The following is a 26,397-nucleotide window of genomic DNA, read 5'->3' on the forward strand; positions in this document are numbered from 1 at the left end:
AAAAGGTTTGACTATGTATAAAGCAACGACTTCTCAACATTCTGCGTTACTTTTCGGCCTTATCACGACATTGATGTGTGCACCAAGTTTCGCCAAGCATGACGACTACTATGCCTCACAAAATGGTCACGCCATCGTGCAAGATGTCGAAAAGCCTGGAACACGTATTGAATTCGATGAAGATCAAGATGAGGTCTATCGCGCGGTTCAACAAGGATATATACGACCATTTTCGGACCTTTACGCCGCAGTAGAAAACGACCTATACGGCCGTATCATCAAGGTCGAACTTGAAGAAGATGATGATGCTTGGGTGTATGAATTGAAAATCCTGTACAACAATAGCGTCCTGAAAGTTGAGTATGACGCCGCCACGCTGGAAATGCTTGAGATCAAAGGTCGCAGCTTTAACAAAGCGTTAAAGCCACAAAACAACTAAACTGGTCTAATGCGTAATCCCGACTCAATGCGTAGCTTACGTCGATAACACTCCAAACATAATAAGAATCACCAATATGAAAATACTTGTCGTTGAAGATGACCCTCGTTTAGGCGAGCAAATCATCGAAACATTAGAAAGTACCGGCTGGGTACCAGAATTATCTCAAGATGGCATAGACGCTCTGTATCGCGCGACATCGGAAGAATGGGACGCTATTGTTCTTGATCTAGGACTGCCGAAATTGGATGGCCTCACCGTGCTAAAAGGCATTCGTGATGAAAACATCAATACCCCTGTCGTTATCCTGAGTGCTCGCGATACCCTAACGCAGAGAGTTGAAGGTCTAAACGCAGGTGCAGACGATTACCTAACTAAGCCGTTTGAAATGGTTGAGCTTATCGCTCGTATTCGCGCACAACTACGAAGAGCATCAGGTAACGCCTCTCCTGTGATGCAAATTGGCGACTTGAGCTTGGATACGCGCACTTCTAAAGTAATGTGGCAAGGGCAAGCAGTAAGCTTAACGGCACTGGAGTATAAAGTGGTCGCTTACTTTATGCATAACCCAGAAAAAGTAATTTCTCGCACCGAACTCGTCGAGCACATTTACAAACAAGACTTTGATCGTGACTCCAACACAATCGAAGTTTTTATCGGCCGAATTCGCAAAAAAATCGCGCCAAAGATCATCAAAACTGTCCGAGGGTTGGGATACCAATTAAATGCCGAATAAGAACAGGCTACCGTTGAACGCAATAAAACGACTGAGTATCAAAAGTCGCCTCGTTTTAGCGGCGATCGTTTGGTTGACGGCAATGATCCTCGCAGCTGGTGTGACGATACCGACCCAAGTGTACAACTATATGGTTGACGACACTCGCTCACAGCTGAGCATTTTTATGGATGAAATCGCCGCTCAGTTAGAAGTCGATGAGACTGGGCACCTCTCACTCGCTGCTCTGCTCTCAGATCCTCGATTTAACCGACCTTACAGTGGTTTATATTGGAGTGCCTCCACTGAGACGAGTCTCGAGCGTTCTCGTTCTTTGTGGGACAAAAAAATCGAATACAAAGGTCTGGATAACGATGCTTACGGCGCGAGAGGCGAAAGGCTGATTACCATCGAAAAAGCTCTGTACTTACCAGATTACGATGGGCCTATCCATATCATTATTGGTATTGACGAAGAGCCTATCAAAAGCACCCTGCAAACGCTAATCGGGCAACTCTGGCTTATTTTAGGCTTATTATTCGCAGGGGTTCTTGCCGTCATTTTGCTGCAAATTGCATGGTCATTGAGTCCGCTTACGAAGTTACAAAAAGAGTTGGCCGAGCTGAAGTCTGGTAACAAAAAGAGTCTAGAAGAAACCTATCCGAAAGAGATTTCTCCTCTTATCTTCGACCTCAACGCTCTGCTTTTCCATTATCAGGAGTTGTTAGAACGAGCTAGGAATCATGCAGGCAATCTCTCACATGCGCTAAAAACCCCACTTTCTGTCCTAAAAAATGAAGTACAGACGTTAGAACCTGATACGCAATCCCGTCTGCGTACTCCGATCAATCAAATACAAGATCATATCGATTACCATCTGGGCCGTGCCCGCATGGCGGGGTCTATGAATATTTTATCAGTGAAATCGAACCCAGCAGAGCGTGTGGATGCTATCTCAATGGCGTTTGATAAAGTGTATGCGAGCCGAGATATCTCCTTAATTAATGAACTTGATTCAGAGCTGAATGTAGCGGTAGAGCAGACCGATCTCGACGAAATGCTGGGTAACTTGCTTGAAAATGCCTATAAGTGGGCCAACAACATGATTCGTGTGCACTCCTCTCAGGATAAAGACAATATACACATCATCATTGAAGATGACGGACCAGGTATCCCTAAAGAGAAACTGAGTCAAGTAATCAAGAGAGGCGTTAGATTGGATGAAGCGACCCCTGGGTCAGGTCTTGGTCTAAATATAGTCAGTGAAATGGCACACAGTTACCGAGGTCAATTAACACTGGAAGCGAGCGCTTTAGGTGGCTTAAAAGCATCTTTAGTCTTGCATCTCAGCCGAACATAAAGCATATAACGCATAAACTTTGTTCTTCGGACCATGATTAGTAAACCGATGAAAATGAAGCCGATGTGAACAAAATCCAAGCAAAGCGTTAAAAGGGATAGCCTTACACCCAGATAAATCATACCTTTTTGTTGATTTGGGGACGATTTGGGTTGCCCATTTATAAGTGGAATGATAGTATCCGCGCTCGCTTGAACAGTTCCTGTTTCAAGCTTTACCACGAACAACAAGGTCGCATTGTTGATTGTGAACATTTGATTTTTACTAATTTGAGAGTAAATACTATGAAATTCGAAGCAGTAGTACGTACTGAACTAGGTAAAGGTGCGAGCCGCCGCCTACGTCACGCTGGCAAATTCCCTGCAGTTGTATACGGCGGTGAAGAAGCAGCAGTAGCTATCGTTCTTAACCACGACGACATCGTAAACCAAATGGACAAGCCTGAATTCTACGAAGGCCTAGTTCTAGTTATCGATGGCAAAGAAGTTAAAGTTAAGCCACAAGACGTTCAACGTCACGCGTTCAAGCCAAAAGTTGAACACATGGACTTCATCCGTATCTAATTCCCTACCAAGGAATTAATCGGATTAAATCCAAACCTTTTGCATTAAAGATAATCGGACTTACCAACCGAGACATCTAAAAAATTTCAAAACCCCGGAGTCTTACCACCTCCGGGGTTTTACTATATGTGGCATATAACAATTGATTTATGAACGGGCAACGTACTTCACTAAAGTGAGATCCGTCAGCGTCATACAGTCTATGATTTCCGTCTCTTCCTCTCCAGTACGCACAAAACCACACTTCTTGTAAAAGTTAAGCCCCTGTTTATTGGTATCCAGTGCTTTCAGGCTTATCTGCATAACGGGCGTAGAGAGTAGACGCGTTTCTAGTTCATCTAACAATGCACTCCCTGCCCCTTGCCCATAATGCAAAGGAGAGACATAGCAACATGTTACCCACGCCGTTTTATCTTCACAGGTGTGGTTAGGTAGTTCGTAACTTAAAAAGCCGACGATTTCCCCTTGTCTCTCAACGACGATCAATTGGGCCAGTTGCTCAGTCATGACTCGCGTCCACATCCTTTCTCGGCGCTCAATCGTAAACTGATCGATGTAGCTCTGTGGCATTAACCCTTTGTATGCTACCTGCCACGAATCAACATGTATCTTGGCGATTTGAGTTGCTTCCTCTCTGACTGCGTTCCTTACTGTGTATCTCATTACTATCCTTTCTTAAAATTCACCACTTACAAATTCTTTCAACCCTACTCTTTAAATCGAAGCTCAAAGCGAGCAGCCACAGATGCAACGCTTTACATTACTCCATTTCATTTTCATTAATTCAATGATAGTGCACATCGTAATATCCGAAGAAAACGCCTCGTTATTTACGTTTCACTTTCGCTCATTAGATTGAATCTATTTGTTTTAACATCCGGGTATCGAAAGCGGGATAAACACGGTAAGGTATCGAATAAGAATAAATAAACGATATCTAAGGCATAAGATTTCTAAACGGTCGCAATTATAGTACAGAGAGAAATACCCTTTCTGGTTGTATTAAACAGAGTAAGCCAAGATCAAACGAGTTTGGGTTTTACAGTGATCATTTTATATACAAAATATTTCCCTCATCATCAGAGCGAAAATTTATAACGATTTGTGTCATAGCTGCTAAGAAAAACATGAACTTGGCAAAATAATCACCAAAATCAGCGCTATACTTCGCAAAAATGCGCATTGATTCACACAAACCACATTCATTCAATTGGCCACTTCACAAAATAACCCCCTCCCTCTAATTTCAATATACTAAAAACTATTTCTGTTTAATTGGAGACGTAGTTTGCAGGCTTATTAATTCATTTCTCCGATAGAAGTATAAATAAGAGATAGATCACTAAAGTTTCACATTAATTCCGTATATTTCACGCCGTAACAATAACAAAATCACAAAGAAAGGATCCCTTATGAAGTTTTCCAAATCTCTTTTGGTAATGGCAGTGGGCGCTGCGCTAGCAGGATGCGGCTCAGACAGCGATAATTCTCCAGTAACCTGCGAGACTGCAGATTCTTGTACTAAGTTCACCGTTCTCCACACTAACGATAACCACGGTCGCTTTTGGCATAACAGCGACGGCGAATATGGCATGGCTGCGCGTCACACTTTAATCGAATCTATTCGCGCAGAAGTCGAAGCAAAAGGCGGTGAAACCATTCTGCTGTCTGGCGGTGATATTAATACCGGCGTACCAGAATCAGACATGCAAGATGCGGTTCCAGACTTCGTAGGGATGAACCTACTTGGTTACGATGCAATGGCTGTCGGTAACCACGAGTTTGATAACTCACTAGATATTCTCGATATGCAAGCTGAGCTAGCTGACTTCCCTATGCTGGCTGCGAATATCTATAAGAAAGATACCAATGAGCGTTACTTCGACCCTTACAAAGTATTTACTATCAACGGCCTTAAGATCGCTGTAATTGGTCTAACCACCCAGGACACGGCGAAGCTAGTCAATCCAGACAACGTATCAAACATCCACTTCGAAGACCCTCAAGTTGAAATCAAAAAAGTACTTAAGGAAATCGAAGAAAACGAAAAAGTAGATCTAGTATTTGCAACGACGCACATGGGTCACTACCAAGATGGTAATAATGGTAGTGAAGCACCAGGGGACGTGAAGCTCGCTCGCTCTCTTGAAGAGGGACAACTAGACGCTATCATCGGTGGTCACTCACAAAACCCAGTGTGTATGGAGCCAGGTACCAATGAGTATGCTGATTTCAAACCTGGTGATGATTGCGCGCCAGACCAACAAAAAGGCACTTGGATTATGCAAGCGCATGAGTGGGGTAAATATGTGGGTCGTGCGGACTTCGAATATTACGACGGCAAGCTTCACTTAGCGAATTACGCACTGATTCCTGTAAACCTTTTGGACGACAACGATGAAGTGATCGGTGAACGCATTCAACAAGATGCGACGGTAAAAGCGTTACTACTGCCATACCAACAGCAAGGTCAAGAGTTATTAGATGAGAAGATTTCTAATACAACGGGTAAGTTAGAAGGTGATCGTAACGTAGTTCGCTCTCAACAAACTAACCTAGGTCATCTACTGGGCGAGGCATACCGTACTTACAAAACGGTAGGTGCTGACTTTGGTGTGATGAACTCTGGCGGTGTGCGTGATTCAATCCAAGATGGTGATATCACTTACCGTGACGTACTAACCGTTCAGCCATTTGGTAACTTCGTGACTAAAGCAACTATGACAGGCAAAGAAGTTAAAGAGTACCTAGATGTGGTTGCGACGAAATCTGCAGGCTCTGGTGCTTACGCTCAACTAGATAACATCACTTTAGATGTAAATTGTGATGCTGGCTCAGTAACCATTACTGACATTAACAATAAAGGCTTCGATCTAGACGCAACGTACACATTCTCTGTAATCAGTTTCAGTGCTGCTGGTGGCGATAACTATCCAATCATCGATGTTCAATCTACCCAGCTAACCGATGCATACGTTTTACGTGAGTTCTTCGTAAATAACCCACAGATCTCTGCGGATAGCTACAACAAAAACTTAGAAAACATCAAGTACTTCAGTAACGGTCAAGCTGTGAAAGGTTGCCCAGCAACTAATAGCTAAAAACACCTTACACTCTGACGTGAAGAGCTTTTAGAAGTTGTTCCGTCAGAGCCTCCCTAAAAACCGAAGCGTGACGCTTCGGTTTTTTTATTTTCGTTAAAGTGCTGAAAATTATCGCCCTTCATAAAGTGTTCAAAAATTATTCATTTGTGTTGTTGACGCCCATGTGCTGGGCTTCTATGTTTGATAAGGTCTTTCGAAAATACAGATTCATCAACTAACTTTTCGCTATGAAGTTTCGTAGCTTAGTGGATGATTCTAGGAAAGATGTGAATGGCGTTACAAACACTGCTCTCAAACAATTTGTCTTTTTGACCTAAAACGAAGGTGATTCGCCGCCAAGCGTTCACCAATGAGCAGCGATCTGGACGTCAATATGTTCAAACTGCTGCCATCGAGTTCAGGAGGTCAAAAATGAAACGAGCCAGCAATAGCTACAGACTTCAAATGATCAAAGAAGTGGTTACCCGTAGAGAGCGCGAAGCTTGCACGGACCCTATGGCGAGATACATTCATCAGCTGATGGATGAACGCCCGACAAGTAAATTAGATGTTGAATTCAATCATCGATTTTCAGGAAGCCACTTTGACGAACATGCTGGGGGATGGGTCAGTGACCGTTGGTCAATGAAGTAGCGCTAATTTAACGAGTTTGCCTTACACGCACCGCATAGTAAGAGCTAATACAGTCCCGGCTCATCATTGATTATTGCCGAGCCGGGATAATTCGAAATTTAAAAGAGATTTTGCTGTGGTGATAATTCTTCTTGAGACTCTTCTGCCTTTCCCTTCCCTGCCAATACCTTTCTTCTATAGCGCTGACGGCATAGCTTAATTACATGCAACTGTTGAGCAGGCGTATAAGTGAGCCAGTTAAATCGCTCTTCTCTTTTACGCATACATCCTTTGCAATACCCTTTTTCGTCCACACTACAAATACCAACGCAAGGGTTTGGGACGGTAAAAAACTCTAGTTGCTCCATGCTCTAACCGTTTTTTGCTCGCTGTGCTGTAATGATATTATAACGACTTCAATATAAGCTCCCAACAGTGCTATACATCTTGCACCTTGAAGCCGTTTGAGTATATAAACTGGACTCTGTCACAGTAATACGAAACTATTACCTTATGCTGACAAAAACAGTGTTTTATTACCTATACTTACCACGTTTTCTAAAAACGGAGTCTATAAAATGAAGCTTAGCCTAAAAACGTTAGTTACAGCAATCTCTCTTCCTGTTCTTATGACTGCATGTGCTAGCAACGGTGACAATGTGAAAGAAATTACGGCTCAAGATTTACAGCACCATAATTGGGAGCTGGTTCAGATTGATGGTAAAAACATCGAATTAAAAGAACGTCAGCAAGCGCCTCGCTTAGAAATCGGAGAAAATCTGACTGCAAATGGTAACGCGGGGTGTAACAACTTCTTTGGTCAAGCTGAACTAAAAAACAATCAACTACGCATCGAAAAAATGGGAATGACCATGAAGATGTGTATGGATGACCAAATGAAAATTGAGCAAGCGATGTCTGAAACTCTTACTGAATGGAGTGATATAACGCTAACCAAAGAAGGGCTAATGCTTAAAAATGACGATCACGAACTAACGTTTCAGTTGCGTGATTGGGTAAACTAAGTCCCATTTCATATTCTAAGAGCAGCCATAAAATGGCTGCTTTTTTTATGCCTCCTAATCCATATCAAAGCAGGCAGGATGTCTGTTTCGCACGTTTCGGTTAGCAAAATCGTTTAAAACGACAAACTCTTTCCCTCTTTACGCCCTCAACGCCACGTCTACGACGCGGGTTCAGTCTTCCAAATCAACATATCGAAGTTGCTTGAGGACAATAATTTTCAATTACTTGAAAGAATATCGTCAAACAAGCGGTCCGCTCTTGTATACCTAAAACGACATCAGAATTGTCCTTTCTTCGTTTTGCTTCACATTGAGAATAATTCTTTGAATCAATGAGTGATTCCGTTTGGGATTGGCATTGATAATAGAGAGAGATGGATTACTATCCTTGTAACAAAGCGGAGCGACTTGTTTAGACGTCAATAACGTCGGAAACGAGAATAAAAAGACATAACACGGAATAGATATGAAAAAGCTACTCAGTACCGTTGGCATTTTAGCCACCACTTTCGCGACATCTTCTTTTGCCAACTCATTGGTTGCTAGTGAATGGCAAAAAATCGAACAACAAGCCGACGGACAATCCGTCTACTTTCATGCTTGGGGCGGAAGCCAAGAAATTAATCGCTACATCCAGTGGGCGAGTAGAGAGCTAAAATCGCGTTATAACGTGACGCTAAACCACGTCAAAGTCACCGATATTTCTGAGACCACCACTCGACTTATCGCAGAAAAAGCCGCAGGTAAAAACAGCGGTGGCAGTGTTGATATGGTTTGGATCAATGGCGAAAACTTCAAATCAATGAAGGATAACCAATTGCTGTTTGGTCCTTTTATTGAAGGGTTGCCAAGCTGGCAATACGTCGATAAATCATTGCCAATTGATGTGGATTTTTCAGAGCCGACTGAAGGTCTGGAAGCACCTTGGGGTGTGGGGCAATTAGTGTTTATCCATGATGAGCAAACCCTGCATAACCCTCCTCGATCATTTGCTGAAATGCTGAGTTACGCAAAAGCGTTTCCAAATCGCCTAACTTACCCTCGCCCACCAGAGTTTCATGGCACAAGCTTTATTAAAGCATTACTCATTGAACTGTCTAACAACGCCCCTGCTCTGCAACAACCAGTTACCGATGAAACGTTTGAACAAGTTACTCAACCGCTATGGGCTTACCTAGATGAGTTCCATAAAGTCGCTTGGCGCGGTGGTAAACAGTTTCCAGGCGGTACAGCAGAAACCCTTCAACTACTGGATGATGGTCAGACTGACCTGGCAATTACCTTTAACCCGAACGCGGTTTTCTCTGCGCAGTCGAGCGGCAATCTTGCAGAGAGCACCAAAGCGTATGCGATGGACGCAGGTGCACTCTCAAACATTCACTTCTTAGCGATTCCTTGGAACGCAAATGCCAGTGCTGGTGCGCAAGTTGCGATAAACTTTTTATTGAGCCCTGAAGCACAATCTCGCAAAGGTAACCTTAACATCTGGGGCGATCCTTCAGTGCTAAGCAGCCAATACCTAACAGGTTCGGCTAAACATACTCAACAATTCAAATCTATCGCTGAGCCGCATCCAAGCTGGCAATCTGCCTTAGAAAAAGAATGGTTGAAACGCTACGGAAATTAATAAGAGCCCATGTTAAGAGCGCTATATTTAGTCATTATCGCAGTTTGTATTTTGCCTACCATTCCGGGACTACTCGGAGTGGTGGTCTCTGCGCTCGGTTATGTGCCTCCTATCGGTTTGCACCACTTTTCTTTAGATGGCTTTAACGCTGTTTTTGATTGGGAGGGTGTTTGGACATCCATCGGGCTTACTTTCTACTCTGCCATTTTCAGTAGCTACTTGGCTTGCTTGATCACATTTGCGATTTTGCAAGCATCGTGGGGCAGCAAGTTTTGGCGAAAAATTGAAGTAAGCCTCTCGCCACTTCTTGCCATGCCGCACGTAGCGTTTGCGATTGGCTTTGCGTTCTTGTTTGCCCCAACTGGTATGGGCGTTCGTGTTCTCAACCAACTGTTTGGTTACGATCCCAATGCGCAAACGGTGAATGACTTAGCATTGCTGATTAAAGATCCGCATGCACTCGGTTTGATCATCATGCTTGCGATTAAAGAAGTGCCGTTTTTATTGTTGATGAGTATTCCAATTCTTCAGCAATTGAAAGTCGATAAGATTGAAAAAGTCAGTCACTCAATGGGCTACAGTTCGGCGCAAGCGTGGTGGAAATGCGTGTACCCACAGTGGATAGCAAAACTGCGCTTTCCAATGCTGGCGGTATTGGCTTACAGCTTGTCGGTTGTTGATGTTGCATTGATTATTGGCCCTACCAACCCACCAACATTTGCGGTTTTAGTGTGGCAGTGGTTTAACGACCCAGATTTATCGCTTCTACCAAGAGCAGCCGCAGGCGCGGTCGTGTTGTTTGCTATCGCTAGCCTTTTGATTGGATTTGCACGCTTAATGGAATGGTGTATTACCAAAGGCTTCAAACGCTGGCAGTACTCTGGTCGAAACGGGTTTCGTTTACCCGGTAAAACCCTATTTTCACTGATCGCGCTACTTGCACTTCTAATGATTCCACTCATGGTGGTGTGGAGCTTTGCTCAACGCTGGCGCTTTCCAGATTTACTACCGAGCCGCTATAGCCTGCGTTTTTGGGAATACGAATGGCACAGTATTCTTGGTACGCTGGAGCAGAGCATGCTGATTGCCGTTATCAGCGCGACTGTCGCTCTAGCCCTTGCCTTGATCGCACATGAGTATCGCCTTCGTTATCGCTGGCAGGTGCCCGGTTACATCATCGCCATCCCAATGCTGATTCCTCAGCTATCGGTGCTATTCGGTATGCAAGTAGTGACGCTGTACTTAAACAGTAACGCGTATTTCTTTTGGGTATGCTGGGCGCATGTGTTCTTCGCATTCCCATTTATTTACCTCTCGCTAGACGGTCCGTGGCGCAGCTTCGATAACGGCTTAACTCGTGTCGCACTCAGCTTAGGTAAATCACCGATGCAAGCTTGGTTAAAAGTGAAACTGCCAATTTTACTACCTGCGATTGCATTCGCATGGGCTGTCGGTATTAGCGTAAGTCTGGCGCAATACCTGCCGACATTGGTGCTAGGGGCTGGGCGCATCAGCACCATTACAACCGAAGCCGTTGCGCTATCCAGTGGTTTTGACCGACGTGTCACCGCGATTTACGCCATTTGGCAAGCTCTGCTGCCATTCTTGTTCTTCTCTTTTGCGATACTACTAAGCCGCTTACACGTGAAGTATCGCCGCTTGTCTATAAAAGGTTTACTACTGAATGAGTCTTTGTCTCGAAAACCTCGCCATCCGTAAAGCCAATGGCGACACGCTTTTTTCAGCGTTCAACATGACCGTAGAGAAAGGTGAAATTGTTACTCTGATGGGACCAAGTGGTTGTGGTAAATCCACTTTGTTGGATGCTATTGCTGGGCACCTATCCGCCGAGTTCAACTACTCTGGATCCATTACGCTTGATAACGAAAAGTTGGATGCCCTCCCTGCCCATAAGCGTCAGGTCGGTATTCTATTCCAAGACGATTTGCTCTTCCCTCACTTGACGGTGTGGGAGAACCTTGCCTTCGCGCTACCAAACTCAATCAAAGGTGAGGAGCGTAAAGCACACGCCATGCAAGCACTGAAGAACATTGCATTGACCAAACTTGCCGAATCCTTCCCAGATCAAATCTCCGGAGGACAACGCGCCCGTATCTCATTGACTCGTATGCTGCTGGCAAAGCCGAAAGTTGCGCTACTTGATGAACCCTATAGCAAGTTGGATAAAGACCTGCGTGTACAATTTCGCAATTGGGTGGTCGAACAATTACAGCAAGCGAACATCCCTACTTTGATGGTAACGCACGATGAGGATGATATTCCTAATGGCAGCCGCTGCCTAAATTGGCCGTGGGAGACAAACCATGCTTGATAGCCTGAGTATAAAGCTCATCCGCAAACCGCTGGCCATCAGTGCGACATACCTCGATAAATGTGGCATCACCGCAAATCAGACGACAGTATTTGGTTTTGTGCTTGGCTGTTTTGCCCTACCGGCTTTGATCGCCGAACAGTACTTGTTGGCGTTGCTGTTTATTTTGCTGAACAGAATCTGTGATGGATTAGACGGCGCACTGGCGAGAATTCAAGGCATTACCGATGCGGGTGGTTTTCTCGATATCAGCTTGGATTTTCTGTTCTATTCCCTGATTCCTTTTGGTTTTGTGTTGGCAAATCCAGAACAAAATGCCATTGCAGGGGCATTTTTGATTTTTTCCTTTGTCGGGACGGGAAGCAGCTTTTTGGCTTTTGCCATCATGGCAGGCAAACAAGGCATCGATAATCCAGTGTATAAACACAAATCTCTCTACTACATGAGCGGTTTAACCGAAGGTACTGAAACCATTGGTTGTTTGGTGCTATTTTGTTTGTTACCGCAACACTTTGCCGTCATTGCTTATATCTTTGGTGCAGCATGTTGGTTTACCACATTCACACGTATTTACTCTGGGTTTCATACGCTTAAAGGCCATTAAACCACTTAGAAGTTCACGTTGCCTTGATAGAACAGCCGCTAAGTGCCTGTTTTATATAACACTAAAGCATATATTAAATTGGGGTATATACTCTTGGGATGGAGAGAAATCATTCGGAGGCTATATGAAAAAATACGTCAAGCTAGGTATGCTGCTCATCATGTCTTGTATTGTTATGCTTAGCGGCTGTACCTCACCTAACCCGTACGGAGATGCATACGGCTCTTCAGACACGCGCAAAGTTCAGCAGGTTTACTACGGAACGATTGAAAAAGTTGAACCAGTAACCATTGATGCCTCTACCCAATCCAACGCCATAGGCACAATCGCTGGTGCCGCCGTGGGTGGCATATTAGGCTCAAAAGTCGGGGGCGGCTCTGGCTCGGATATCGCAGCTATTGGTGGTGGTCTGCTGGGTGGTTATGCCGGCAGTAAAGCCGCTGAAGCAACCGCGAAACGAAATGGTGTGAATCTGACTATTCGCTTAGAGGATGGAAGAATAATCTCTGTCGTTCAAGAAGCAAACCCCAACATGATTTTTCAGCCAGGCCAAGCCGTTCAAATCAACATGTCTGGCAATGACGCAAGGGTTGTTCCTCGCTAATTTGAACGCGGTAACTCCTTTCCATTGGTCTGCTGTTTTAGTTCAAAGAGTTTAATCCGCGCAAGCGTACGTTGCTTACTCATCGGCTTGCGCGATTCTATTTGTATCAAGTTTGATCGTCGTCAATGGAACATCAATCTCCCACACCTTTCGATGTTCAAATGACATCAAGTTGCTAGCATGAGCCCATTCCAGATAACTTTGGGCTTGTTATGACTCCGACTGTTGACAGCGTACTCCTTAATATCGCGCTAAACCTCAGCTCTAATCGCTCTCACGAGCAGCAATATCAAAACCTCATTGATGGGGTCGCGCAAGTATTCCCATGTGATGCGAGCTGCCTGTTTATCTTCGATGAGGATGGGTTTCTGACTCCTGTCGCGGTAAAAGGCTTATCCAGCTCGGTCTTAGGTCGTCGCTATTTCCCCAAAGCGCATCCACGCTTAGATGCCATTATTCATAGCCGCGAACCGGTGCGTTTCGATGCCGATTGTGCGCTTCCGGATCCTTTTGACGGCACACTATTAACCGAAGACCAGTGCATTGATGTACACGATTGTATGGGTTTTAGCTTGTATGTAGAAGGCCAACTTGTTGGCGCACTAACTATGGATGCCCTAACGGTGGGCGCGTTTGATGACATCGATCCTGTCGCTATCGAAACCTTGGCGGCTTTGACCGCTGCGACATTGCGTAACATTGCTCAATTAAAAGCGCTCAAAGCACAAAACCAAAAGCAGAAAAGCGTTACTCAAACCCTTATCCAACAAGCCCGTTCCCAACATGGCGAAATGGTAGGCTTGAGCCAGCAGATCAACCAGTTACGAAACAACATTGCGACCGTTGCTCAATCGGATTACGCGGTACTTATCACAGGAGAGACCGGTACTGGTAAAGAACTGGTCGCGCACTCGGTGCACGCGCAATCTCATCGTAGCGATAAGCCGATGATTTACGTCAACTGTGCGGCCCTGCCTGAAGGTCTGGCTGAGAGTGAACTGTTTGGTCATGTCAAAGGCGCATTCACTGGAGCCAATAGCCACCGCGCCGGTAAGTTTGAACTGGCAGACGGCGGGACTATCTTCCTTGATGAAGTGGGCGAACTGCCTTTGATTTTACAGGCAAAATTGCTGCGTGTGATTCAACAAGGCGAGCTGCAGCGTGTGGGTAGCGATCAGCATTTGATGGTCAATGTGCGCATCATCGCCGCGACCAATCGACAATTAGAAAAAGAGGTCGAAGCTGGCACGTTTCGAGCAGACCTTTTCCATCGTTTGAACGTGTTCCCAATCCAAGTCCCCCCACTTCGTACCCGTGACGGTGATATTCCCGTTTTAGCCGGATATCTGTTAGAAAAGGTACGCCAACAATTTAATGCGCCCAATCTGCACGTTCACCCTAAAGTGTTGACTCAACTGGAGTCTTTACCTTGGTACGGAAACGTACGCGAGCTCGAACACACTTTAACTCGCGCGGCTTTACACGCCATTCAACAAGGTGCGAGCACGATCATGCTTAACCATTTCGACACCTCATTGGCTCTCGATGATGTAAAAAACACATCGCATTATCTGCCTAAAGAAAGTCAGCCAATGCGGGAGCTAATAGAAAGCTATCAGCGTGATTTAATTGAACATGCTTTGAGCCAAACTGGTGGCGTTTGGGCAAAAGCAGCGGAGTTTTTGCAAATGGATCGCGGGAACTTATATCGGATGGGTAAAAAACTTGGGATCAATAAATAACCAACCACAAGAAGCCGATGTAATTAAGACATCATTTGCGTTGTCTTAATTACATCACCTCCTCTATCAAAAACAAACAAAGCCATTAAAAATCAACAAGATAATAATTGGCACGCATTCTGCTCTCTAGTGGTCAACATCACGACTATTAAAACAATCACTGGAGAACCCAATATGTTCTGTATTCAATGTGAACAGACAATTCAAACCCCTGCTGTCAAAGGTTGTTCTTTTGCACAAGGCATGTGTGGCAAAACTTCTGAAGTATCAGACCTACAAGACGTGTTGGTTTACACACTGCAAGGGGTTTCTTTTTGGGCATCAAAAGCACTTGAATTCAACATCATTAACGATGAAATCAACCAATGGGCACCCAAGGCATTTTTCTCTACATTGACGAACGTTAACTTCGACCCTGAACGCATCCTAGAGTTAACTTCTCAAGCTGCAACGTACAAAGCATTGCTAAAAGAGCAAGTGATGTCTGCAGCAACGCTTGCCGATACCGAAGTCGCTGACATTCCTGCGGTTGCCCACTTTGAGCTACCAAACAGCGCAGAAGCGATCTTAGCTTTTGCTCCTCAAGTCGCGGTTAACCGTGGTAAAGACCAAGTACATGAAGATGTTATTGGCCTACGCCTACTTTGCCTATACGGACTTAAAGGTGCAGCCGCGTACATGGAGCACGCACGTGTTCTTGAGCAAACCAACAACGATATCTATGCCGAATACCATGAAATCATGGCGTGGTTGGGCACAGATCCTGAAGATCTTGGCGAACTACTTGATTGCTCAATGCGCATTGGCCTGATGAACTACAAAGTGATGGAAATGCTCGACCAAGGTGAAACAACGACCTTCGGCCATCCAGAACCAACCACGGTGAACGTCAAGCCAGTAAAAGGTAAATGTATTCTTGTTTCTGGCCATGATTTGCATGACCTAGAAAAAATCCTGCAACAGACTGAAGGCAAAGGCATTAACGTTTACACCAACGGTGAAATGCTGCCTGCACACGGCTACCCAGAGCTGAAGAAATACCCTCATCTCGTCGGTAACTACGGCAGCGCATGGCAAAACCAACAGAAAGAATTCGCAAACTTCCCTGGTGCAATCGTAATGACGTCAAACTGCTTGTTGAATCCAAATGTGGGTCAATACGCAGACCGTCTATTCACCCGCAGTATTGTTGGCTGGCCTGGAGTGGCTCACATCGAAGGTGATGATTTTAGCCAAGTGATTGAATGTGCTCTAGCGCAAGACGGTTTCCAACACGATGAAATCGAACACCACATCACGGTTGGTTTTGGTCGCAATGCACTGATGAACGCCGCCCCTGCGGTTATCGACCAAGTGAAGCAAGGCAACATCAAACACTTCTTCCTAGTCGGCGGTTGTGATGGTGATAAAGCGGAACGCAGCTACTACACCGATTTTACGGCTGAAGCACCAGAAGACACGCTAATCCTGACGTTGGCGTGTGGTAAGTTTCGCTTCAACAAGAATACGTTCGGCGATATCAACGGTATCCCTCGCCTATTGGATGTGGGCCAATGTAACGATGCGTACTCTGCAATCCAGCTTGCACTTGCACTGGCGAAAGAGTTTGACTGTGACATCAATGAACTACCACTCACGCTTGTGCTTTCTTGGTTCGAGCAAAAAGCGATCGTTATCTTGCTAACACTATTTGCATTGGGTGTGAAAGGCATTTACACAGGCCCTACTGCACCGGCATTCCTAACGCCAAACCTAATCGCCATCATCCAAGAGAAGTTCGATATGCGCAGTATTGGCAATGTTCAGGATGATCTAAAAGCCATCCTAGCAGCCTAATAAACCTGCTTGTTACGCGCCTCCTTACGTGGAGGCGCTATCTATTTCGAACTAAAAATAGCCACAACCAAAGAGATTGTTATGTTTTTTGAATGGCAAGGTAACCAACCCGTCACACTCCGTTGCATCGACAAATACTTCGAAACACACGACACCGTCAGCATCAAATTGGCCGAACTAACCGAATCACTTCTGTTTCAGTTTAAGCCTGGCCAGTTTATTAACTTGGGCGTCGAAATTGATGGAAAAATGGAGTTTCGTGCCTATTCAATCAGCTCGATCAATGAAGACGATCACCTTCAACTCACCATCAAACGAGTATCTGGCGGTAAAGTATCGAACTACATCGTTGACTCGCTGCTGCTTGGTGATACCGTTCAAGCATTACCACCAGCGGGCGAGTTTAACTGCATTGACCACCCACCCGTTTTACGTAATGGCGAAACAAAAGCCTTGCTTATCAGTGCAGGTTGCGGCGTCACGCCCGTATTTTCGATGGCAAAGCACTGGCTGAGTAATCAAGATGAAAACGACAACGATGTGGACATCGCATTTCTTCATATCGCACGCAGCCCAGAAGAGACGATTTACTACGATCAGCTAGAAACGTTCGACGCTGTGTATCCCAACTTCCATTTAAAGCTGTTGCTTAAAAACCGCGAAGGAACGTCACACCCACAAGGTCGTTTGAATGCCGACTGGCTTAAAGAGCTTGTTCCTGATTTCAAACAGCGCACCGTTTACCTGTGTGGTCCAAGCCAGTTTATGCAAGATGTTCACGGCTATTTGAATGACCTTGGTTTTGACATGACGAACTTCTACCAAGAGAGTTTTACGCCAGCGACTGGCGCAGAAACATCGGTATCCGATGAAGCTGTTTGTGTATCTGTTCCTGACTTTGCTCAAACCATCGATGCGCAAAAAGGTCAGGTACTGGCCGATGTGCTTGAAGGCGCAGGTTTACCATTAATCGTCGCTTGTCGTAGCGGCATTTGTGGCTCGTGCAAATGCAAGGTTCGTCAAGGCAACGTCTCTTCCACCAGCCTAGAAACATTAACGCCAGAAGAAATTGAACAGGGCTATGTGCTCGCCTGCTCATCAACCATCGAAGCGGATCTTGAAGTGCAGATCGGTTAATGCTGCTGGTATCGATCTTTTATTGTTTCCCGTAATTCCGACGAGCCTAGGCGAGATCAGGAATCTAATATCAGCGTGTTGGGAATAACTCACTCTGAGAATAGACTCTGAATCACACTCGTGTCTCGCTATTCAGATTGACGGGGTATCGCGGAAATGCCAGCCGTACTCAAACGGCTGGTATTATAGATAGGTACAACTTTCGTTTCGTCGTCATTGCTTCTCGCTAAACAACAACACTTTCAATGCAGCTTCGCTGTCTACGTCCATAAACTCTGGTGGGTTATCCAGACGCTCACGGTATGTCAACTCTGGCGCTTCTTCTTTCATGCTTTCAATCAAGAAGTCGCTTGTCACAGATGGCGAGTTCACACATGCCATCACTTGACCGCCGTCTGCCAACAAATCCGGCAATCGACGTAGAATCTTTTTGTAATCTTTAGTCAGCGCAAAGCTGCCTTTCTGGAATGAAGGCGGATCGATGATAATCAAGTCATACTGACCAGATTTTTTAATCTTACCCCACGATTTAAAGATATCGTGCCCCATAAAGCTTACCTGGTTGATGTTATGACCATTTAGCTTGTGGTTCTCACGACCTTTAGACAGCGACGCTTTTGCCATGTCGACGTTAACCACTTTATCTGCGCCCCCCGCAATGGCAGCGACAGAAAAGCCACACGTGTAAGCAAACAAGTTAAGCACGTTTTTATGCTTCGCATTTTCCCGTACCCAATCACGACCGTAGCGCATGTCCAAAAACAGACCGAAGTTTTGGTTGCGGCCAATATCCAATTGGTATTTCAAACCGCTTTCTTCAACGACAGGGCGAGCGTCTAATTCACCGACAAGCACTTCTGAAGGCGCACCATCGGCATAACGGTGCTGAAGAACCATAGTGCGACCTTGCTTATCTGCCCACAGTTGTGATTGTGCCAACGCATTGAGGCCGCTTTTCAGCTCAGCGAGAAACGCGTCGTCGACTTCTTTAAACAAGTTGATAATCAACTGACCTTGTAACCAATCACAGGTGATTTGCTCTAGGCCCTCAAAACGGCGGCCACGACCATGAAACAGTCGACGAATTTCATTCGGAGCTTGCGCGAGCTCGGTTTCTAGATGCTGAAAAAACAGCGGAAGTTGTGATGCTTGCATCGAGTTCTCTTATTAGTTTTCTTTGTGACGGTTATTTGATCGTAGGCCAGTTCAGTTCCCAAGGGGAAAGCCAAGTATCCAAACCCTGAGAGACGGTCTCACTGTGCCATTTTTTACCAAGCATTTTGTGTTCTCGTGGGTCGCAAACAAAGCGATATTGCTCATCTCGGTATTGGAAGCAAAGTGAAAATGCATGCAGATAACCGCGATCAGCCTCATTGCCTGCATTGTAAATCGGGTCACCAACAATACCTGAGCCAACCGATTTTAATGCCACGCGGATTTGATGCGTTTTACCAGTGTGCGGCTTACATAAAAATAGGCGTTCTCCGGGCTCTGCCGCAAGAGAGAAAAACTGGGTAACGGCTGGGTTATTTTTGCTGTTGACCAGCTTCCATGATGAACGGCGCGAACGCTCCATATCACCAACGACCAAACCTTGTTTCTTTTTCGGCTTTTTAGAGCCAATCGCCAGATAGAACTTTTCCACTTGGCGGTCAGCAAAGGCTTGCGATAACGCACTGGCCGCTTTGGCGTTGCGTCCGAGGAGCAGAATACCCGATGTCATTTTATCCAAGCGATGGATAAGATAGAGCTGCTCATCACCACTCTGCTTAGCCACTTCTTGCAGCAGCATTGTGTCGCCATCGTCTTTATGAACAGAGACGTTGGGATGCTTATTGATGATCAGAAAATCGGGATGGGTATGTAGAATATCGAACATAAAAAAACTGGCTCCACGTTTGGAGCCAGCAGTATACATAAGTTATCGGACAAAGCTATCGAGGCTTGCCCCAAGGCCTGAGCTAGAGCTTTCTAGAGAAAATACCAGCAAGACCAATGATTGCGATACCCAGCAGCATGATTTCACCTTTGCCACTGTCAAAGCCAGACTTAATCCCCATGAAGGCAACAATAGCAATCGCAACAGGAATCAGGTATTTAACTAAGTTGTACCACAATCCAAATAGCGGGAAAGATACTTCGCCGTCATTAGTGATCTCTTTTTCTAGCTCAGCACGGCTTAGGCGCCATCCAGCAAAGATACAAACCAACATACCACCAACCGCTAAGAAGATTTTGTCCGTTAGCAAGTCGAAGATATCAAAGGCACCTGTACCAAACAGCGTTGGTCCCATTCCACCTAACGATAGTGACGCAAAAATACATAATGCCGCCATAACTGCACTTGCAGACAGAACAGCGTTAGAGCGCTTCATGCCTTTCTCATCGATTAGGTAAGACACGACAACTTCCAATAGTGATACTGAAGAAGTTAATGCCGCCACCGTCAAGCCGATGAAAAATAGCAACGCGAATAGCAACCCAATCACACCGCCCATTTCAGCAAATAGCTGAGGAACGACAACGAATACAAGACCAGGGCCTGCTGCAGGCTCCATGCCAAAGGCAAACATTGCTGGGAACATAGCAACACCAGCAAGAATCGCGACACCTGTATCCATCGCAGTAACCATACCGGTTGTTTGAACTAGGTTCTCTTTCTTCTTCAGGTAAGAACCGTACGTCATCATACAACCCATACCTAAGCTAAGTGAGAAGAACGCCTGCCCTAGTGCAGCAAGAACCACGTTGCTGTCGACTTTAGAAAAGTCCGGCATGAATAAGAACTCAAGGCCAGCCATTGCACCTGGCAGCATCAAGCCTTTAACAGAAACAACGATTAGGATTAAGAACAGAAGCGGCATCAGAACCTTACCGGCTTTCTCAATACCACCCGAAATCCCTTTCATCACAATCATGACGTTAAGGAACAGGTAAACACCCATCCACATTAAAGGTTGAATCGGATCTGAGATGAAACCGCCAAAGCTGTCGCCAATTGCTTCTGGCGCGCTGAGTAGACCACCGCCCACTTTAAAGATGTAGGCCAATGCCCAACCACCAACCACTGGGTAGAAGCCCATGATCAAAAGACCACTGAAGACTCCCATAACGCCAGTGAACGTCCAGCGTCGGTCAGTTGTTTTGAATGCACCTACGGCAGAAAGACCTGTCTTACGACCAATAGCGAACTCTGTCAGCATCACGCTAAAGCCGATAAAAATAACAAAGATAAGGTAGATAGCAACGAATGCACCGCCGCCACTCTCACCCGCTGTGTAAGGGAATTTCCATATATTGCCTAAACCGACAGCGGAACCCGCTGCTGCCATTACGAAGCCTAGTTTAGACCCCCACGTATCACGTGGTGCTGCTGTATTAGTTGTAGCCACGCTTTTTCTCCAAAATTAGTTTGTTGTGTATGCATAGAGATAGGCGTCTAAAAAGTTTATGTAAAAATTATTGTACACTTATAAAATAAGCGTTCGACGCACTATGTCTAGAAAGTAAAGCAGCTCCCCTTTAAAATTGGAACCCCAAAAAAGTACATTTATCGCACAAGTGTCGAGTTACGCAGGTTAAATGCTGCTTTTTTGTTCAAAAGTTAAAGAATGGCCTTATTTTTCACATTAAAATAACAGAATCAGCTGTTATGAAATTCGTTCCTCATATAAGGTCAATCCCACGTCTAAATGGGAAATCTATTCCCCCAACCCACTTTTATGCTTAATATCCTAGAAGGGCATATTACTCTGAGCGTATATGGACAAGTTTTATCACTTTCTTACTTTAGCTGGCATCGGGCTATATTGGTTACTGGTCGCAGGTGTGACCATTCGTGTCGTTTTAAAGCGCCGTGCAGTGAGCGTGTCTTTAGCTTGGCTAATGATCATTTATATCCTTCCCGTTCTGGGTGTCGCGTGTTATTTCCTCTTCGGTGAACTGAACTTAGGCAGAAAACGGGCCGAACGCGCAAAAGAGATGTTTACACCATTCGAGAAGTGGTTCAGTCAGTTGAACGACTGTAACGCGCACAACCCAGAAACGATGGGAAGGCACATCTACCGAATTGATGAACTTTGTAACAACCGCCTTGGTCTTCCCGCATTGAGCGGTAATACATTGTCGCTGCAACAGTCACCTAATGAGATTTTGCATTCCATTATTGAAGACATCGAAAACGCGCAGAGCAGTATTCGAATGGTATTCTACATTTGGCATCCAGGTGGTTTGGCTGACTCTGTCGCTTCTGCACTTATCCAAGCGGCTAAACGCGGCGTAGATGTCAAACTATTGCTCGATTCAGCAGGTAGTCCACGTTTTTTCAGAAGTCCTTGGTATCGAATGATGCAGGATGCTGGAATTGAGGTTATTCAAGCGCTAGAAGTGAAGATGTGGCGTATTTTCTTACGTCGTCTTGATCTTCGCCAACATCGCAAGATCATCGTAATTGATGATGAAATTGCTTATACAGGTTCAATGAACTTGGTTGACCCGGCTTACTTCAAACAAAACAGTGGCGTCGGGCATTGGGTGGACATCATGGTTCGCATTACGGGACCAACGGTAAACGTATTGAGTGCTATCCACTGTTGGGATTGGGAAGTCGAAACTGGCGAACGTCATTTACCGAGACTACCTGAATGCAAGATCGATGAGAGTGAATTCCAACACCCTATTCAGGTTGTGCCTTCTGGCCCTGGTATGCCGGAATATCTGATCTATCAAGTATTAACATTGGCAATCAACCAAGCCAATCGCTCGGTACGAATTACAACGCCATATTTCGTGCCCAATGCAGACTTACTTGAAACGTTAAAGATGACAGCACAACGAGGCATTGATGTTGAACTCATTATTCCACATAAAAATGACTCGATGATGGTGCAATGGGCATCACGCGCTTTTTATAGTGAGCTTTTGTGTGCAGGAGTCAAAATCTATGAGTTTTATGGTGGTTTGCTGCATACGAAATCCGTCGTAATTGACGACCAATTCTGTTTAGTTGGCACCGTAAACATGGATATGCGCAGCTTGTGGCTGAACTTCGAAGTTACCCTCGCCGTTGACGACGAAGAGTTCACAAAGCAAATGTCTTGGTTACAAGATAGCTATATTAAGCAATCTCACACTGTTGTATTGGAAGAATGGGAGAAAAGAAGCCTATTTTCGCGATTCTTAGAGCGAGTGTTCTATCTCTTCAATCCACTCCTCTAATACCTCAAATACACCGACTAAAAAAACCTCCAGCGCTTCAAACATCTTGCTGGAGGTTTGTTCTACTTACGTTTTCCACCTTAGCGATACACTCTAAGCCTACAACTCAACCTTTCAGCTTTGACGCCTTCACTCGATAATCTCGGCTATTATTGGGTGATAGTTGACTTTTCCCTTGCAAACGTTATGTCGTCCATGTTTTAAATAATCAAAATCGTAATATTTAAGACAGGGAACTTTTATGTCAGAGGGCAAAAAAACCAAGCTCATTACCGCTGGCCGCGATAAAAAGTGGACAAACGGTGTTGTAAACCCACCCGTTCAACGCGCTTCAACCGTGGTATTCAACACGGTTGCAGAGAAGAACCAAGCCACCATGAACCGCACCAATAAAACATTATTTTATGGTCGCCGTGGCACCAACACGCACTTCGCTTTTCAAGATGCAATGGTTGAGATTGAAGGTGGATCAGGTTGTGCTCTCTACCCTTGTGGCACGGCAGCAATTTCAAATGCGATTCTCTCTTTCGTCGAAACTGGCGATCACATTCTGATGGTGGACACTTGTTACGAACCAACTCGTGATTTTTGTAATACCATCATGAAGAAAATGGGCATCGAAACTACCTATTATGATCCGATGATTGGAGAAGGTATTCGTGATTTGATTCAACCAAATACCAAAGTCCTTTTCCTAGAATCTCCGGGGTCAGTCACAATGGAGGTGCAGGACGTACCAACATTGGCGCGCATTGCTCACGAGCACGATATTATTGTGATGCTTGATAACACATGGGGAGCTGGCGTGAACTTCTCACCATTTGAACATGGTGTCGATATTTCCATTCAAGCCGCCACCAAATACATAGTTGGTCACTCTGATGTAATGTTAGGTACAGCCGTAGCTTCCGAAAAATACTGGCCCCAACTGCGTGAACAAAGCTACTTGATGGGTCAGTGCGTTTCTCCTGACGACGCATACCTAGGCCTTCGTGGTATTCGCACGCTGGATGTTCGCCTAAGACAACACGCAGAAAGTAGCTTGAAAGTCGCCAAGTGGCTGACTTCTCGTCCGGAAGTTGATCATGTCCGCCACCCAGCATTGGAATCGTGCCCTGGCCATGACTTTTTCAAACGTGACTTCACTGGTGGAAACGGCTTGTTTTCATTTGTTCTCAAAACGTCTTATCCAAAAGCAACGACGGCTCTGCTTGATGGTATGAAACACTTCAGTATGGGTTATTCTTGGGGCGGGTATGAAAGCCTCATTCTAGCTAACGAACCAAAGAGCTTTAACAGCTTGAGAACCGTAGCGCACCCACACTTTGAGGGCACTTTAGTTCGTATTCATATTGGCTTAGAAGACGTGGATGACTTGATCGCCGATCTAGAGGCTGGTTTTGCACGCTATAACGCGTTAATTTTAGAAAAAGAAGTCTCTCTAAAATAGTAATTGAATCGCCCTGCTTCGCGGGGCGTCTTTATAACTCGCTGACTTAATTAGAATTACCTAACATTCCCACCACCCATTCGTTAATGTTAATCATTTGTGTTGTTTTTCAATTGAGCAGTCACAGAATGAAATAATGCGCCACAAATAGGCTTTCCAAATTTAGAGTTTCTCTCCTACTTTTTATCATTCATAAGAGGTCATACCACAAGGAGATAGTTTTGAAACTCAAATTCATAGCACTAATGCTTTTTACCTTAATTACCGTCCCAATAACCTCCGTACACGCCGCAACGGGTTATACCCAAACCAAGTATCCGATTGTTCTGGTTCATGGATTATTTGGTTTTGATACCCTCGCAGGCATAGATTACTTTTTCGGAATACCACATTCCTTAACGAAAGACGGCGCTAAAGTTTATGTAGCGCAGGTATCCGCGACCAACAGCAGCGAAGTTCGAGGGGAGCAGCTGCTTGCTCAAGTAGAAACCTTACTAGCAGCAACAGGCGCAGAGAAAGTCAATCTCATTGGTCACAGTCATGGTGGTCCCACAACGCGCTATGTTGCCTCTGTCCGTCCTGACCTAGTCGCATCAGTTACGAGTATCGGTGGCGTTAATAAAGGGTCTAAAGTGGCAGATTTAGTTCGTGGCACCGTATCTGAGGGTTCTGGTAGTGAGCAGCTCGCGGTAAAACTGGCGCAAGGCTTAACCACTCTTATTAATCTTCTATCAGGCGGTTCTGATCTCGACCAAGACCCTTTAGCCTCATTAGCAGCCTTGACCACGGAAGGCTCATTGGCGTTTAACCAGCACTACCCAGAGGGAGTGCCTACTAGCGAATGTGGTAATGGCGACTTGCTGGCTTCAAATGGCGTTTATTACTACTCATGGACCGGATCATCCACTTTTACAAACGTTTTCGATCCGACTGACGCTGCCATGATGGTACTTGGCTTAGCCTTTGATGGGCCGAATGATGGCTTAGTTGGTGCGTGCAGCACACATTTGGGCAAAGTCATACGTGATGATTATCAAATGAACCATTTGGATGAAATTAACGGCCTACTCGGTATTCATCATCTTTTTGAAACCGATCCAGTCACGCTTTATCGCCAACATGCAAATCGTCTCAAACTTCAAGGTTTATAAGAGGTCATGACAATGAAGAAAGTCGCTCTCACCACTTTTATCCTGCTCTCGATGTTTGGCGTGGGAGCGCTTTCTCTGTTGCAAAGCGACAAACAACAAGAGATAACCCCTAACCATTCGCAATCTCAGCAAGATATAGCCGCCGATGTCTCTTCCCCAAAAGACTTCTTCGAATATTCTCTTAGCCGGCTGGGCGAAGAAGATCTCGATACGATCAAAGCGGAAGTCAATGAAGACACTTTAGCAAAACAAACACTGAATATTGATGCCAAACTTTTTCAGACCTACCTTTCCTACAAGCAAGCGCTCTCTGCATTAGAGCCTTTTGAGCATAAACACCTAACGCTTGAACAGTTAACCATGCTGAATGAAGCGATACTGAATTTACAGCTTCAATACTTTAGCGAGGTCCAGATAGCTCAATTGTTTGACGAAGAAAACCGACTTCGCCAACTTGCATTGGAAAAGCTGACGATTAAAAAACAGGCATCGGATATCGAGAGTCAGACACACCTTCTCAATCAAGCGTTATCAGAACAACCGGATTACATACGAGAAAGTGAACGCAATAACGCATTAGCAGAGCAGCTCGAGCAAGCTTCTCAGCTTGATTCACAAGACAAGTACATCGCCCGTGTTGCTTTGGTAGGAGACGCTGGAGCGCAAAGGCTGCAAAAGCTTGATGAGCAAAGAGCATCATTTGAGACTCACCTCGCCACTTACTTAAAACAGCGTCAAGATATTCTGAATAGGGATTTTCTAGGGCAAGATGAAAAACAGGCAGAAATCATTGCTTTAAGAAAACAAAGCTTCGATGCCACTCAATGGCGTCGAATCGAAGCTTTGGAACGTATTCATGATAGCCAGAACTAACAACAT

The 26,397-nt window shown here is 45.1% G+C and carries 24 protein-coding genes; 19 read left to right on the plus strand and 5 right to left on the minus strand.

Annotation, left to right across the window (positions count from 1 at the left end; all coding sequences use genetic code 11):
- Window positions 1–13 precede the first annotated feature (13 nt).
- The 4 genes from ACWPOD_RS10280 to rplY all read left to right on the plus strand — a co-directional run bounded on the left by ACWPOD_RS10280 (window position 14) and on the right by rplY (window position 3,077).
- Window positions 14–439 carry a PepSY domain-containing protein gene (locus tag ACWPOD_RS10280; protein WP_012841930.1) on the plus strand — a complete coding sequence of 142 codons (426 nt, stop codon included), beginning with the start codon at window positions 14–16 and terminating at the stop codon, window positions 437–439.
- A 76-nt stretch (window positions 440–515) separates the two neighbouring features.
- Window positions 516–1,175, plus strand: coding sequence for a response regulator transcription factor (locus ACWPOD_RS10285; RefSeq protein WP_005378073.1), 660 nt, complete (start codon window positions 516–518; stop codon window positions 1,173–1,175).
- Window positions 1,165–2,514 carry an ATP-binding protein gene (locus tag ACWPOD_RS10290; protein ID WP_031780334.1) on the plus strand — a complete coding sequence of 450 codons (1,350 nt, stop codon included), beginning with the start codon at window positions 1,165–1,167 and terminating at the stop codon, window positions 2,512–2,514. The genes ACWPOD_RS10285 and ACWPOD_RS10290 overlap by 11 nt, the downstream gene beginning before the upstream one ends.
- Before the next feature lie 284 nt (window positions 2,515–2,798).
- The gene (gene rplY, locus ACWPOD_RS10295; protein ID WP_005393245.1) at window positions 2,799–3,077 is read left to right on the plus strand and encodes a 50S ribosomal protein L25; all 279 of its coding nucleotides are present in this window, start codon (window positions 2,799–2,801) and stop codon (window positions 3,075–3,077) included.
- 147 nt (window positions 3,078–3,224) lie between these two features.
- Here rplY and ACWPOD_RS10300 read toward each other — a convergent pair whose 3' ends face one another.
- On the minus strand, window positions 3,225–3,740 hold the full coding sequence (locus ACWPOD_RS10300; RefSeq protein ID WP_065645330.1) for a GNAT family N-acetyltransferase: 516 nt from the start codon (window positions 3,738–3,740) through the stop codon (window positions 3,225–3,227).
- 749 nt (window positions 3,741–4,489) lie between these two features.
- On the opposite strand from ACWPOD_RS10300, the gene ushA reads away from it, so the two are divergent.
- A complete protein-coding gene (ushA, locus tag ACWPOD_RS10305; RefSeq protein WP_041852973.1) occupies window positions 4,490–6,178 on the plus strand; it encodes a bifunctional UDP-sugar hydrolase/5'-nucleotidase UshA in 1,689 nt (562 codons plus the stop codon).
- Between the two features lie 414 nt (window positions 6,179–6,592).
- Window positions 6,593–6,814 carry a hypothetical protein gene (locus ACWPOD_RS10310; RefSeq protein WP_005393249.1) on the plus strand — a complete coding sequence of 74 codons (222 nt, stop codon included), beginning with the start codon at window positions 6,593–6,595 and terminating at the stop codon, window positions 6,812–6,814.
- A 98-nt stretch (window positions 6,815–6,912) separates the two neighbouring features.
- Here the strand turns inward: ACWPOD_RS10310 and ACWPOD_RS10315 are convergent, their stop codons facing one another.
- Window positions 6,913–7,161, minus strand: a complete 249-nt coding sequence (locus tag ACWPOD_RS10315; RefSeq protein ID WP_048626242.1) for a DUF1289 domain-containing protein — start codon at window positions 7,159–7,161, stop codon at window positions 6,913–6,915.
- Window positions 7,162–7,371: 210 nt separating this feature from the next.
- Here ACWPOD_RS10315 and ACWPOD_RS10320 point away from each other — a divergent pair, with 210 nt between their 5' ends.
- The 9 genes from ACWPOD_RS10320 (at window position 7,372) to ACWPOD_RS10360 (ending at window position 17,700) form a co-directional block, all read left to right on the plus strand.
- A complete protein-coding gene (locus ACWPOD_RS10320) occupies window positions 7,372–7,818 on the plus strand; it encodes an META domain-containing protein (RefSeq protein ID WP_005393252.1) in 447 nt (148 codons plus the stop codon).
- Window positions 7,819–8,284: 466 nt separating this feature from the next.
- The gene (locus ACWPOD_RS10325; RefSeq protein ID WP_456231869.1) at window positions 8,285–9,445 is read left to right on the plus strand and encodes an ABC transporter substrate-binding protein; all 1,161 of its coding nucleotides are present in this window, start codon (window positions 8,285–8,287) and stop codon (window positions 9,443–9,445) included.
- Window positions 9,446–9,454: 9 nt separating this feature from the next.
- Window positions 9,455–11,164 carry an ABC transporter permease gene (locus ACWPOD_RS10330; protein WP_109168474.1) on the plus strand — a complete coding sequence of 570 codons (1,710 nt, stop codon included), beginning with the start codon at window positions 9,455–9,457 and terminating at the stop codon, window positions 11,162–11,164.
- Window positions 11,130–11,777, plus strand: coding sequence for an ATP-binding cassette domain-containing protein (locus ACWPOD_RS10335; protein WP_053807233.1), 648 nt, complete (start codon window positions 11,130–11,132; stop codon window positions 11,775–11,777). The genes ACWPOD_RS10330 and ACWPOD_RS10335 overlap by 35 nt, the downstream gene beginning before the upstream one ends.
- Complete coding sequence (locus ACWPOD_RS10340) at window positions 11,770–12,381, plus strand: CDP-alcohol phosphatidyltransferase family protein (RefSeq protein ID WP_053807232.1); 612 nt, start codon at window positions 11,770–11,772, stop codon at window positions 12,379–12,381. The genes ACWPOD_RS10335 and ACWPOD_RS10340 overlap by 8 nt, the downstream gene beginning before the upstream one ends.
- A gap of 124 nt (window positions 12,382–12,505) precedes the next feature.
- Window positions 12,506–12,985 carry an outer membrane lipoprotein gene (locus ACWPOD_RS10345; protein ID WP_053807231.1) on the plus strand — a complete coding sequence of 160 codons (480 nt, stop codon included), beginning with the start codon at window positions 12,506–12,508 and terminating at the stop codon, window positions 12,983–12,985.
- 212 nt (window positions 12,986–13,197) lie between these two features.
- Window positions 13,198–14,727, plus strand: coding sequence for a nitric oxide reductase transcriptional regulator NorR (gene norR / locus ACWPOD_RS10350; RefSeq protein WP_456231870.1), 1,530 nt, complete (start codon window positions 13,198–13,200; stop codon window positions 14,725–14,727).
- A gap of 174 nt (window positions 14,728–14,901) precedes the next feature.
- Window positions 14,902–16,563 carry a hydroxylamine reductase gene (gene hcp / locus ACWPOD_RS10355; protein ID WP_025520803.1) on the plus strand — a complete coding sequence of 554 codons (1,662 nt, stop codon included), beginning with the start codon at window positions 14,902–14,904 and terminating at the stop codon, window positions 16,561–16,563.
- A gap of 81 nt (window positions 16,564–16,644) precedes the next feature.
- Window positions 16,645–17,700: a hybrid-cluster NAD(P)-dependent oxidoreductase gene (locus ACWPOD_RS10360; RefSeq protein WP_054867318.1), complete on the plus strand. Its 1,056-nt coding sequence runs from the start codon at window positions 16,645–16,647 to the stop codon at window positions 17,698–17,700.
- 213 nt (window positions 17,701–17,913) lie between these two features.
- Here the strand turns inward: ACWPOD_RS10360 and ACWPOD_RS10365 are convergent, their stop codons facing one another.
- The 3 genes from ACWPOD_RS10365 to ACWPOD_RS10375 all read right to left on the minus strand — a co-directional run bounded on the left by ACWPOD_RS10365 (window position 17,914) and on the right by ACWPOD_RS10375 (window position 21,032).
- Window positions 17,914–18,855 carry a class I SAM-dependent methyltransferase gene (locus ACWPOD_RS10365; RefSeq protein WP_248381052.1) on the minus strand — a complete coding sequence of 314 codons (942 nt, stop codon included), beginning with the start codon at window positions 18,853–18,855 and terminating at the stop codon, window positions 17,914–17,916.
- A gap of 31 nt (window positions 18,856–18,886) precedes the next feature.
- Window positions 18,887–19,579, minus strand: a complete 693-nt coding sequence (locus tag ACWPOD_RS10370) for a TIGR01621 family pseudouridine synthase (protein ID WP_104974250.1) — start codon at window positions 19,577–19,579, stop codon at window positions 18,887–18,889.
- Between the two features lie 82 nt (window positions 19,580–19,661).
- The gene (locus ACWPOD_RS10375; protein ID WP_043884644.1) at window positions 19,662–21,032 is read right to left on the minus strand and encodes a sodium-dependent transporter; all 1,371 of its coding nucleotides are present in this window, start codon (window positions 21,030–21,032) and stop codon (window positions 19,662–19,664) included.
- Between the two features lie 430 nt (window positions 21,033–21,462).
- Between ACWPOD_RS10375 and cls the strand changes: the two genes are divergently transcribed.
- The 4 genes from cls (at window position 21,463) to ACWPOD_RS10395 (ending at window position 26,391) form a co-directional block, all read left to right on the plus strand.
- Window positions 21,463–22,917 carry a cardiolipin synthase gene (gene cls / locus ACWPOD_RS10380; protein ID WP_005393277.1) on the plus strand — a complete coding sequence of 485 codons (1,455 nt, stop codon included), beginning with the start codon at window positions 21,463–21,465 and terminating at the stop codon, window positions 22,915–22,917.
- 241 nt (window positions 22,918–23,158) lie between these two features.
- The gene (locus tag ACWPOD_RS10385) at window positions 23,159–24,367 is read left to right on the plus strand and encodes a cystathionine beta-lyase (protein ID WP_456231871.1); all 1,209 of its coding nucleotides are present in this window, start codon (window positions 23,159–23,161) and stop codon (window positions 24,365–24,367) included.
- A gap of 221 nt (window positions 24,368–24,588) precedes the next feature.
- Window positions 24,589–25,518, plus strand: coding sequence for an esterase/lipase family protein (locus ACWPOD_RS10390; protein WP_456231872.1), 930 nt, complete (start codon window positions 24,589–24,591; stop codon window positions 25,516–25,518).
- Between the two features lie 12 nt (window positions 25,519–25,530).
- Window positions 25,531–26,391, plus strand: coding sequence for a lipase secretion chaperone (locus tag ACWPOD_RS10395; RefSeq protein ID WP_456231873.1), 861 nt, complete (start codon window positions 25,531–25,533; stop codon window positions 26,389–26,391).
- Window positions 26,392–26,397: the final 6 nt, after the last annotated feature.

Source organism: Vibrio sp. JZG120 (genome assembly GCF_053890955.1).

Excerpts from the sequence above, each read along its gene's own strand:
- ACWPOD_RS10280 (WP_012841930.1), top strand. The coding sequence starts at position 14 with ATGTATAAAGCAACGACTTCTCAACATTCTGCGTTACTTTTCGGCCTT.
- ACWPOD_RS10285 (WP_005378073.1), top strand. The coding sequence starts at position 516 with ATGAAAATACTTGTCGTTGAAGATGACCCTCGTTTAGGCGAGCAAATC.
- ACWPOD_RS10290 (WP_031780334.1), top strand. The coding sequence starts at position 1,165 with ATGCCGAATAAGAACAGGCTACCGTTGAACGCAATAAAACGACTGAGT.
- rplY (WP_005393245.1), top strand. The coding sequence starts at position 2,799 with ATGAAATTCGAAGCAGTAGTACGTACTGAACTAGGTAAAGGTGCGAGC.
- ACWPOD_RS10300 (WP_065645330.1), bottom strand. The coding sequence starts at position 3,740 with ATGAGATACACAGTAAGGAACGCAGTCAGAGAGGAAGCAACTCAAATC.
- ushA (WP_041852973.1), top strand. The coding sequence starts at position 4,490 with ATGAAGTTTTCCAAATCTCTTTTGGTAATGGCAGTGGGCGCTGCGCTA.
- ACWPOD_RS10310 (WP_005393249.1), top strand. The coding sequence starts at position 6,593 with ATGAAACGAGCCAGCAATAGCTACAGACTTCAAATGATCAAAGAAGTG.
- ACWPOD_RS10315 (WP_048626242.1), bottom strand. The coding sequence starts at position 7,161 with ATGGAGCAACTAGAGTTTTTTACCGTCCCAAACCCTTGCGTTGGTATT.
- ACWPOD_RS10320 (WP_005393252.1), top strand. The coding sequence starts at position 7,372 with ATGAAGCTTAGCCTAAAAACGTTAGTTACAGCAATCTCTCTTCCTGTT.
- ACWPOD_RS10325 (WP_456231869.1), top strand. The coding sequence starts at position 8,285 with ATGAAAAAGCTACTCAGTACCGTTGGCATTTTAGCCACCACTTTCGCG.
- ACWPOD_RS10330 (WP_109168474.1), top strand. The coding sequence starts at position 9,455 with ATGTTAAGAGCGCTATATTTAGTCATTATCGCAGTTTGTATTTTGCCT.
- ACWPOD_RS10335 (WP_053807233.1), top strand. The coding sequence starts at position 11,130 with ATGAGTCTTTGTCTCGAAAACCTCGCCATCCGTAAAGCCAATGGCGAC.
- ACWPOD_RS10340 (WP_053807232.1), top strand. The coding sequence starts at position 11,770 with ATGCTTGATAGCCTGAGTATAAAGCTCATCCGCAAACCGCTGGCCATC.
- ACWPOD_RS10345 (WP_053807231.1), top strand. The coding sequence starts at position 12,506 with ATGAAAAAATACGTCAAGCTAGGTATGCTGCTCATCATGTCTTGTATT.
- norR (WP_456231870.1), top strand. The coding sequence starts at position 13,198 with ATGACTCCGACTGTTGACAGCGTACTCCTTAATATCGCGCTAAACCTC.
- hcp (WP_025520803.1), top strand. The coding sequence starts at position 14,902 with ATGTTCTGTATTCAATGTGAACAGACAATTCAAACCCCTGCTGTCAAA.
- ACWPOD_RS10360 (WP_054867318.1), top strand. The coding sequence starts at position 16,645 with ATGTTTTTTGAATGGCAAGGTAACCAACCCGTCACACTCCGTTGCATC.
- ACWPOD_RS10365 (WP_248381052.1), bottom strand. The coding sequence starts at position 18,855 with ATGCAAGCATCACAACTTCCGCTGTTTTTTCAGCATCTAGAAACCGAG.
- ACWPOD_RS10370 (WP_104974250.1), bottom strand. The coding sequence starts at position 19,579 with ATGTTCGATATTCTACATACCCATCCCGATTTTCTGATCATCAATAAG.
- ACWPOD_RS10375 (WP_043884644.1), bottom strand. The coding sequence starts at position 21,032 with ATGGCAGCAGCGGGTTCCGCTGTCGGTTTAGGCAATATATGGAAATTC.
- cls (WP_005393277.1), top strand. The coding sequence starts at position 21,463 with ATGGACAAGTTTTATCACTTTCTTACTTTAGCTGGCATCGGGCTATAT.
- ACWPOD_RS10385 (WP_456231871.1), top strand. The coding sequence starts at position 23,159 with ATGTCAGAGGGCAAAAAAACCAAGCTCATTACCGCTGGCCGCGATAAA.
- ACWPOD_RS10395 (WP_456231873.1), top strand. The coding sequence starts at position 25,531 with ATGAAGAAAGTCGCTCTCACCACTTTTATCCTGCTCTCGATGTTTGGC.